Source organism: Streptococcus sp. 27098_8_99, from assembly GCF_041431935.1.
Lineage (GTDB): Bacteria > Bacillota > Bacilli > Lactobacillales > Streptococcaceae > Streptococcus > Streptococcus parasanguinis_D.
Genome location: NZ_JAPVYQ010000013.1, coordinates 57,877 through 67,307 on the forward strand (window position 1 = coordinate 57,877; position 9,431 = coordinate 67,307).

Here is a 9,431-nt window from a genome sequence, read left to right on the forward strand (position 1 = left end):
TGTCTCAGTAAAATCTATTAGCTGTCTTAATAGGTTTTATTGAAATAAAAATTGATTTGAAAGGAAACACCCCACATGACACACGAATATGTCATCGAAATGCGTGAGATTACCAAAAAATTTGGTGACTTTGTAGCAAATGACAAGATTAATCTTCAGTTGCGCAAAGGTGAAATCCATGCACTTCTTGGAGAAAATGGTGCAGGGAAATCTACCCTGATGAATATGTTGGCTGGTTTGTTGGAACCAACTAGCGGAGACATCGTGGTAAATGGAAAAACTGTTAACCTAGACTCACCTTCAAAAGCAGCTTCTTTAGGAATTGGAATGGTGCACCAACACTTTATGTTGGTTGAAGCCTTCACTGTTGCTGAAAATATCATCCTTGGGTCTGAAACCACTAAACATGGTATTTTGGATCTTAAGAAAGCCAGTCAAGATATCCTTGATTTGTCTAAAAAATATGGCTTAGCAGTGGATCCAAATGCTAAAGTTGAGGATATTTCCGTCGGTGCGCAGCAACGTGTGGAAATTTTAAAGACGCTTTATCGTGGAGCCGACATCCTAATCTTCGATGAACCAACTGCGGTGTTGACACCAGCTGAAATCGAAGAATTGATGACAATCATGAAGAACTTGGCAAATGAAGGAAAATCCATTATCTTGATTACGCACAAGTTGGATGAAATTCGTGCTGTTTCAGACCGGGTAACGGTTATCCGTCGTGGGAAATCAATTGAGACAGTCGAGATTGGTGGAGCTACCAACCAAGACTTGGCCGAAATGATGGTCGGTCGTTCTGTTTCCTTTAAAACGGAGAAAGGTCCTTCTCAACCGAAAGAAGTCGTCTTGTCGATCGAAAACTTGGTTGTAAACGAAAACCGGGGTGTCCCAGCTGTTAAGAATCTTTCACTGGAACTTCGTGCTGGTGAAGTCGTGGGGATCGCAGGGATTGACGGAAATGGTCAGTCTGAGTTGATCCAAGCGATTACAGGTCTACGGAAGGTAAAATCTGGTTCAATCAAGATTAAAGGCAAGGATGTTGTAGGACTTCGTCCACGTCAAATCACAGAAATGAAGGTAGGGCACGTCCCTGAAGACCGTCATCGGGATGGATTAGTCCTTGACATGATGATCTCTGAAAACATTGCCCTTCAAACCTACTATAAAGAACCTCTTAGCAAGAATGGTATTTTGAATTATCCAAATATTACCTCTTATGCCAAGAAGTTGATGGAAGAGTTTGACGTTCGTGCAGCCAGTGAAGTGGTACCTGCTAAGGCTCTCTCTGGAGGGAACCAGCAAAAAGCCATTATCGCTCGGGAAATCGATCGCGATCCAGATCTCTTGATCGTTAGCCAGCCGACTCGTGGATTGGATGTTGGAGCGATTGAATATATCCACAAACGTTTGATTCAAGAACGGGATAATGGAAAAGCCGTTCTGGTTGTCAGCTTTGAATTAGATGAAATTTTGAATGTTTCTGACCGTATTGCGGTTATTCATGATGGGAAGATCCAAGGGATCGTAACCCCTGAAACAACGAATAAGCAAGAACTTGGAATCCTCATGGCAGGTGGACAAGTAAAGGAGGGAGCATCAAATGAATAAGAATTTAAAACAAATTGCCGTTCCGTTGGTGTCTGTCCTTTTAGGATTGGTCTTGGGTGCCATTATTATGTGGGCCTTCAGCTATGATGCCCTTTGGGGATACGAATTGCTGTTTAAGAAAGCCTTTGGTTCGATTAAGAGTTGGGGAAATATTTCCCGTGCCATGGGGCCACTGATTTTGGTTGCTCTTGGGTTTTCAGTAGCCAGCCGGGCCGGCTTCTTTAACGTTGGACTTCCTGGTCAGGCTTTTGCTGGATGGATCATGGCGACTTGGTTTGCCCTTTCCTTCCCAAATATGCCTCGCTTACTGATGATTCCGATGACCGTTTTGATTGCGGCTGTCGCAGGTGGATTTATTGGAGCGATTCCTGGTTTCCTTCGTGCCTATCTCGGAACCAGTGAGGTCATCATCACCATTATGATGAACTACATTGTTCTCTATGGTGGGAATGCCTTGATTCATAGCTTCCCAGCTTCCTTGATGAAAAATAAGGACTCAACCATTGATGTGGGAGCCAATGCTGTCTACCAGACGGAGTGGTTGCGTAATTTGACGGACAAATCACAAATGAACATCGGGATCTTCTTTGCCATCATCGCAGTGGTGGTCATCTGGTTCTTGATGAAGAAAACAACACTTGGTTTTGAAATCCGTGCCGTTGGTCTCAATGCGAATGCGGCGGAATACGCAGGGATGTCTGCAAAACGGACCATTATCCTTTCTATGATCATTTCTGGTGCTCTTGCTGGTATTGGTGGGGTAGCAGAAGGTCTGGGTATTTACTCAAATGTCTACGTTCAAACCAGCTCGATGAGTGTTGGATTTAACGGAATGGCCGTAGCCCTTCTTGCGATGAATTCACCAATTGGTATTCCATTTGCTGCCTTCTTGTTTGGTGCACTTCAAATTGGGGGAGTTGGTATGAAGCCAGCTGCAATCCCTGAAGAAGTCGTTCAAATTGTGACAGCATCTATTATCTTCTTCGTATGTGCCCACTACATTATTGAAAAGATGATCTCGATGCGTTCAGCTAAAAAAGGAGGAGCAAACTAATGAGTATTGTAACAATTTTAAGTATTCTTGTTTCCTCTATGATTGTGTATGCAGCGCCGCTGATCTTCACAAGTATCGGAGGAGCATACTCAGAACACGCTGGGGTTGTTAACGTTGGTCTGGAAGGAATCATGGTTATGGGAGCCTTCTCAGGTATTATCTTTAACTTGACTTTTGAGCCTGAGTTAGGAAGTTTGACACCATGGTTGTCCTTGATCGTTGCTGCAGGGATTGGAGTACTCTTCTCCTTGATCCACGCGGTGGCAACGATTCATTTCCGTGCTGACCATATCGTCTCAGGTACAGTATTAAACTTGATGGCACCTCCATTGGCAGTCTTTCTTGTCAAAGCGATGTACAACAAGGGGCAAACTGATAATATCAAAGTTGCCTTTGGGAAAACATCGATTCCGGTCTTATCTAAAATTCCGGTCATTGGAGATATTTTCTTCAACAATGCCAGCATCATTGGTTGGGTTGCGATTCTCTTTTCATTCTTTGCTTGGTTTATCATGTTCAAGACGAAGTTTGGATTGCGTCTTCGTTCAGTTGGGGAACACCCACAAGCAGCAGATACATTGGGAATCAATGTATATAGAATGCGCTACTTAGGAGTGATGATCTCAGGTGCCCTTGCAGGAATCGGAGGAGCCATTTACGCTCAGTCAGTTTCTGTTAACTTCGCGGTGACGACTATTGTAGGTCCTGGATTTATCGCCCTTGCGGCTATGATCTTCGGGAAATGGAACCCAATCGGGGCTATGCTTGCTAGTCTCTTCTTTGGAGCTTCACAAAGTTTGGCTGTTATCGGGAATCAATTGCCTTTGCTTAAAGGTATCCCATCCATCTACTTGCAAATTGCGCCTTATGTCTTGACCATGGTTGTCTTGGCAGCCTTCTTCGGACAAGCAGTTGCGCCAAAAGCAGATGGTGTTAACTACATTAAATCGAAATAATGCACAGAGAGAGGTTGGGACAAAAGTCCTAGCCTCTCAATTGTTTTTGGATTGTCGAGTAAGACGCAGTGGTTGAGTGGGCTCTACTACGCTGATTTTATCAGCTTTTACAGCCCTACTCAACTGTGCGGAGGTGGGACGACGAAATCGAATTCTAACGAATTACCGATTTCTGTCCCACGCTCTCTTTTGCTTTGTAAAGGCCCCTCTTAGTCGCAATTTCTTTAGATTTAGGGTACAATAAGAATACAACTTTTCACGTATTGGAGGAGCAGATGTTTAAGTGGATGAAACGCCTGATTGGCATGGTGATCGTTTTATTTATTTTATTAGTGATCTTGTTGGTTCCTGGATCTATCCCTGAAGGGGAGCAACTGAGAAATGTGCAGGCAGGGAGTTCTTTGATTGAGTTGGCTCAAAATGCTGTTTCAAATGCCTCTGTGAGCACTGAAGGGCTCTCAACTGAGCTAAGTCTCAATTCAGTGCAATTGAGTCAGGTCGTAAAAACAAGTGCTGGATCCGCCCTTGACAATTCTGACTATCAAAAGATGGCACTAGGAATGGATGGCAATGACCTTCACGTCAAAGTTCCTGTTTCCTTAGGGCCAGTTGATAGCTATCTAGATTTAACCATGACCGGTCAAGTTGAAAACAATGTCATGAATTTGAATGTGACCGGTGCTAAATTAGGGAAAATGCCCATTCCAAAATTCTTGGTTCTCAACTATTTGAAGGATCAATCCAATCAAAATGGAGGCGGCTTTAAAGTGAATGGTGATCAAATCACCCTTGAGATTCCTCAAGCAGGCTATAGTATCTCAAAAGCGAGAGTGGAAAATGGCAATGCTAAGGTAACTGTTAGTATATCCTTGTTTTAAGTCTTTGTAATTGGAGTTGTCATGCTTGTCTTTGAATTTTGTGCAGAGAATTTAACTTATATTGATAAGGCGATTGCTGCTGGGGCAGGTCGCATTGAACTGTGCGACAACCTGGCAGTAGGCGGGACCACACCGAGTATAGGTGTGATCAATGAAGCAATCAAACTGACAAGAGCGAAGTCTGTGGATCTATGTGTGATCATTCGGCCCCGTGGTGGAGATTTTGTCTACACTGATCTGGAAGTCGAAGCTATGCTGACGGATATTCGTGCTGCGAAAGAAATAGGGGTTACTTGTTTTGTTCTGGGTGCGCTGACGAGCGATCGAAAGTTGGACCAGAAGGTCATGCAGCTTTTACTAGCAGCCTGTGGAGAGGCAGAGGTGGTCTTTCATATGGCCTTTGATGAGTTAGCTCATACAGATCAGCTAGAAGCGATTGAGTGGCTTTCTGATCAGGGTGTAGCCCGCATTTTAACACGAGCCGGAAGTCCAGGTGACCCACTAGAGCAACGTTTTGCCCACTATCATCGTTTATTAGATGCGGCTAAGGGAAAGATTCAGATCCTGCCAGGTGGAGGTGTGACCCTTGACAATCGTCAGCTCTTTTTGGAGCAATTGGGTGTTTGTCAACTGCATGGCACGCGCATTGTGTTTTAAAAAAGAAACGATCACTGCTTGAAGTAGTTTTGAAGATCCGTTATCAAGGTTGGGGACGTTGTTTCCAGCCTCTTCTAGTGTAAAAATGAATAAGGGAGAGGAAATGTTTTTAGAGCATTATTTTGACCGGTACACCTTTCAGCCAGAAAAGGGATTGGCTTACGGATTTGAGAAGAAAGGGGCAGGCTATGAGTACCAGTGTCCCGTCTTATCGGACACTTTTCTCTTAAATGTCCAGGTCTGCGACCGGAAGATTTCTTTTCAGGTCTATGATCAGGATACAGGGGACGAGTATATCCAGATCCATCTGGAACAGCTACAAGGAAATTTCGTTGGCCAAGTCAGAGAAGCTTGTCAGGAAAGTCTTGCAAGGATCCGCCAAGCTTGTTTTGAGGTAGAAGAATTTCTCTATCCTCAAGCCAAGCGTCTCATGGCCTATATCTCCCTGCACTATCAGGGAACGATTGAGTATTTGTGGGAAAGATCTCCGGAATCCGGCGCTATTCGCCACCGAGACACCCTCAAGTGGTATGGTGTCTTTATGACCATTGATTGGAAAAAACTGGATGCTGGCAAGTCTGGGAAAATAGAAGTTTTGAATGTTAAGTCTGATCAAGTAGCCCATTTCATCCAGCAGAAAGGGATTTATCCAGCTTTTCATATGAATAAAAAATATTGGGTGAGTATCCCCTTAGATGGAGCAATTGCTGATGAGGACTTGTTTGCTCTGGTGGATAGTAGCTGGCAACTCACCAAAAAGGGGAAATAAGATGAATCTGTTGAGGAAATTATCTTGGTTTTTTAATTTAGAGAAGAAGCGATACTTGATCGGGATAGGGTCCTTGATCTTGGTTAGTTTTTTAAACCTCATTCCTCCAAGAATCATGGGACTTGTGATCGATTTGATCGATAAAAGAAGGCTGACACTGGGGCAGTTAGTTGTGGATATCGCCCTTTTGGTCCTCGCAGCTCTAGCCATGTATGGTCTTCGTTTTGTCTGGAGACGCTATATTTTTGGGACGGCTAATAAGTTGGCTCGGATCTTGCGTTACCGTTTGTTTAAGCAATTTACGCTCATGTCTCCGTCTTTTTATCAGCGTTATCGGACAGGGAATCTCATGGCCCATGCTACTAATGATATCAATGCGGTAACCATGTTTGCTGGTGGCGGCGTTATGTCTGCAGTGGATGCTTCCGTGACGGCCTTGGTGACTCTAGTCAGCATGTTTTTCATGATTGATTGGCGCTTAACCCTCTTGGCTATTTTGCCCCTACCGGTTATGGTGGTAGTGACTTCCGCCATTGGACGCAAAAACCACAAAGCCTTCAAAGAAGCCCAAGAAGGCTTCTCAGAGCTGAACAACTTTGTTCAGGAATCAGTATCAGGAGTCAAGGTGACTAAATCATTTGGCTTTCAGGCAGATGAGATTCGGGCTTTTGAAAAAACCAATCAAATGGTTTTTTCAAAGAATATGACTTCAGCCGGTTACAATGCTTTGTTTGATCCGACCACTCTTCTTTTTGTCGGTCTCTCCTATGTTTTGACGCTCTACTTCGGGGGGCTATTTGTTCAGGAAGGGAGCCTGACGGTTGGACAAATCGTAACTTTTATTACCTACCTTAATATGCTCGTCTGGCCCCTTCAAGCCATGGGCTTCTTGTTTAATATTAGTCAGCGGGCTAGCGTCTCCTATGATCGGATTGAGACACTTTTAGCAGAAACACCTGATATCCAAGATCCAAGTCAACCAGTCACAGACATCCAAAACGGAGATCTAGAATATGACATTAAAGAATTTGCCTATGAGAAAGAGCCTGTCCTTGAGAAGGTTGCCTTTCATTTAGAAAAAGGGCAAACCCTTGGAATTGTAGGACCAACTGGATCTGGAAAGACCACCTTGTTGCGTCTCTTGCTCAGAGAGCATGACTTGGAGCAGGGAGATATTTTGTTAAATGGGATCTCCATCAAACATTATCGCTTAGAAGATCTTCGAAGCTTGATCGGTTACGTCCCTCAAGATCAGATCCTCTTTGCCATGACCATTCGCGAGAATGTAGCTTTTTCAGATCCACAGATCCAGGAAGAAGAGGTGATGAAGGCTCTGAGAACTTGTGGAGTCTATGAGGATATTCTGGCCATGCCAGACCAGATGGAGACAGTGCTGGGAGAGAGAGGGGTCTCTCTTTCTGGCGGGCAAAAGCAACGGATTGCCATGAGTCGTGCTTTGGTCATGAATCCTGAGATCTTGATCTTAGATGATTCCCTGTCTGCAGTAGATGCTAAAACGGAGCACCAAATCATTGAAAATATGAAGCAGGAACGCAAGGGGAAAACAACGATCATCACAGCCCATCGCCTATCAGCGATCGTTCATGCGGATTTGATTCTGGTAATGGAGAATGGACAGATCAAGGAGCGAGGAAATCACGAGGAATTAATGGCTCAAAAAGGTTGGTACTATGAAACCTATCAAGCCCAACAATTATCAGAAGAAATGGAGGGAAAGCTGAATGAAAACATCTGAAGCTCATGTGATGAAGCGGCTCTTGACTTACATGTGGCGTTATAAATGGTTAACGGCCCTAGCCTTAGCCTTTACCTTTCTAACTAGTCTGTTATTGACGGCGATCCCTCTTGCAGCTCGCTGGTATATTGACCACCTAGTGGATCCAACAGAAGCCGGCTCTCCAGTACTGACAGCTTTTCAGTTTCTCATTCTATACTATGGCTTATTCATTGGGCGCGTGCTGGCAACTTATCTGAGTCAGTTAACCTTTGCGCGTGTATCCAATTCTATCGTAAGAGATATCCGTTTAGATATTTTCCAAAATCTTCAAAGGCTGGGCATGTCCTTTTATGACCAGACAGCAGCAGGTTCGATTGTCTCGCGGGTGACCAATGATACACAGGCAGTCGCAGATATGTTTTCTACGGTCTTTTCAAGCCTGGTTTCATCCTTTTTACTCTTTCTAGTCACTCTAGTAACCATGTTTAGCTTGGACTGGCATTTGACCATTTGGATCCTGCCTTTTCTTCCCATCATTTGGTTTTCCATCCGTCTCTATCGCAAGTTATCCAATCGCTTGGTCAAGATGACCCGACAAAAATTATCAGATATCAATGTGAAATTATCGGAATCTATCGAAGGAATGCGGATCGTGCAGGCCTTTCGTCAAGAAAAGCGTTTGACGGATGAATTCGAACAGATTAATGGGGAACATTTGGATTACGCCAACCGATCTGTGGATGTCAATTCCCTCTTTTTGAGGCCAGCTATGACCCTGTTACAGGTCCTGGCTTATGCGGTCATTCTAACCTTTTTCGGCCTAAATTGGCAGTCCTCTGGCTTTACGGCAGGTCTTATCTATGCTTTTATCCAGTATGTTAGCCAGCTTTTCCAACCCTTGATTGATGTTACGCAGAACTTTGCAACCTTGCAGACCTCAACCATTTCTGCAGGTCGTGTCTTTGAGATGATGGATCGAGACGACTATGAGCCCAAGCAAGCTAGTAGCCTGAAAGAAATTGAGCGGGGGGATATTCGTTTTGAGCATGTATCTTTTTCTTATGATGGCAAACGGGATGTCCTAAAAGAGATCTCCTTTGAGGTCAAAAACGGACAAACCATCGCTTTTGTTGGCCATACTGGTTCTGGTAAATCCTCTATTATCAATCTCTTCATGCGCTTTTATGAATTTGATCGTGGCCAGATCTTGATTGATGGACAGGATATCAAGGACTACAGCCAGGAAGCCTTGCGCAAGTCCATTGGTCTAGTGTTGCAGGAACCCTTCCTCTATCATGGAACCATTGCTTCTAATATCCGAATGTATCATGAAGAACTGACAGATGAGGAAATCCGACAAGCAGTTGCATTTGTGGATGTAGCAGACTTTATTGAGAGTCTACCTGGTGGCTATGATCATCCGGTAACAGAGCGGGGTTCTACCTTATCGACCGGTCAGCGTCAGCTTCTGGCTTTTGCCCGGACCATTGCACCCCAGCCTAAGATCCTCATTTTGGATGAGGCAACTGCCAATATCGACCAAGAGACGGAAGAGATGATCCAAAACTCTCTGAAGAAGATGCGCCAAGGGCGGACAACCATTGCCATTGCTCATCGCCTTTCTACCATCCAAGATGCCGATTGCATCTATGTTCTCGATAAAGGAAAAATCATCGAATCGGGCAATCACGACCAACTCATTGCTCTAGGAGGAACGTATAAGAAAATGTATAACCTCCAGGCTGGGATGATGAAATAAGGACAAACA

The 9,431-nt window shown here is 44.2% G+C and carries 8 protein-coding genes; all 8 read left to right on the forward strand.

Annotation, left to right across the window (positions count from 1 at the left end; genetic code table 11):
* Positions 1-75: 75 nt before the first annotated feature.
* Positions 76-1,611: an ABC transporter ATP-binding protein gene (locus O3605_RS08160; RefSeq protein WP_023918304.1), complete on the forward strand. Its 1,536-nt coding sequence runs from the start codon at positions 76-78 to the stop codon at positions 1,609-1,611.
* Entirely contained in the window at positions 1,604-2,665 is a 1,062-nt protein-coding gene (locus O3605_RS08165; protein ID WP_049489017.1) for an ABC transporter permease, read from the forward strand. Before O3605_RS08160 ends, O3605_RS08165 begins: the two co-directional genes overlap by 8 nt.
* Positions 2,665-3,621 carry an ABC transporter permease gene (locus tag O3605_RS08170; protein ID WP_021153355.1) on the forward strand — a complete coding sequence of 319 codons (957 nt, stop codon included), beginning with the start codon at positions 2,665-2,667 and terminating at the stop codon, positions 3,619-3,621. Before O3605_RS08165 ends, O3605_RS08170 begins: the two co-directional genes overlap by 1 nt.
* A gap of 275 nt (positions 3,622-3,896) precedes the next feature.
* Entirely contained in the window at positions 3,897-4,499 is a 603-nt protein-coding gene (locus O3605_RS08175; RefSeq protein WP_070505463.1) for a hypothetical protein, read from the forward strand.
* Positions 4,500-4,520: 21 nt separating this feature from the next.
* Positions 4,521-5,156 (forward strand): copper homeostasis protein CutC, encoded by a 636-nt coding sequence (locus O3605_RS08180; RefSeq protein WP_021153351.1) that lies wholly within the window; start codon positions 4,521-4,523, stop codon positions 5,154-5,156.
* 103 nt (positions 5,157-5,259) lie between these two features.
* Entirely contained in the window at positions 5,260-5,925 is a 666-nt protein-coding gene (locus tag O3605_RS08185; protein ID WP_049498282.1) for an MmcQ/YjbR family DNA-binding protein, read from the forward strand.
* A gap of 1 nt (position 5,926) precedes the next feature.
* Positions 5,927-7,681 carry an ABC transporter ATP-binding protein gene (locus O3605_RS08190; RefSeq protein WP_049498284.1) on the forward strand — a complete coding sequence of 585 codons (1,755 nt, stop codon included), beginning with the start codon at positions 5,927-5,929 and terminating at the stop codon, positions 7,679-7,681.
* Positions 7,668-9,422 (forward strand): ABC transporter ATP-binding protein, encoded by a 1,755-nt coding sequence (locus O3605_RS08195; RefSeq protein ID WP_371585836.1) that lies wholly within the window; start codon positions 7,668-7,670, stop codon positions 9,420-9,422. The genes O3605_RS08190 and O3605_RS08195 overlap by 14 nt, the downstream gene beginning before the upstream one ends.
* The last annotated feature ends 9 nt before the right edge of the window (positions 9,423-9,431 follow it).

What these genes read in the sequence shown, in the direction of transcription:
- O3605_RS08170 (WP_021153355.1), top strand. Translation starts at nt 2,665, where the DNA reads ATGAGTATTGTAACAATTTTAAGTATTCTTGTTTCCTCTATGATTGTG.
- O3605_RS08165 (WP_049489017.1), top strand. Translation starts at nt 1,604, where the DNA reads ATGAATAAGAATTTAAAACAAATTGCCGTTCCGTTGGTGTCTGTCCTT.
- O3605_RS08185 (WP_049498282.1), top strand. Translation starts at nt 5,260, where the DNA reads ATGTTTTTAGAGCATTATTTTGACCGGTACACCTTTCAGCCAGAAAAG.
- O3605_RS08195 (WP_371585836.1), top strand. Translation starts at nt 7,668, where the DNA reads ATGAAAACATCTGAAGCTCATGTGATGAAGCGGCTCTTGACTTACATG.
- O3605_RS08190 (WP_049498284.1), top strand. Translation starts at nt 5,927, where the DNA reads ATGAATCTGTTGAGGAAATTATCTTGGTTTTTTAATTTAGAGAAGAAG.
- O3605_RS08175 (WP_070505463.1), top strand. Translation starts at nt 3,897, where the DNA reads ATGTTTAAGTGGATGAAACGCCTGATTGGCATGGTGATCGTTTTATTT.
- O3605_RS08160 (WP_023918304.1), top strand. Translation starts at nt 76, where the DNA reads ATGACACACGAATATGTCATCGAAATGCGTGAGATTACCAAAAAATTT.
- O3605_RS08180 (WP_021153351.1), top strand. Translation starts at nt 4,521, where the DNA reads ATGCTTGTCTTTGAATTTTGTGCAGAGAATTTAACTTATATTGATAAG.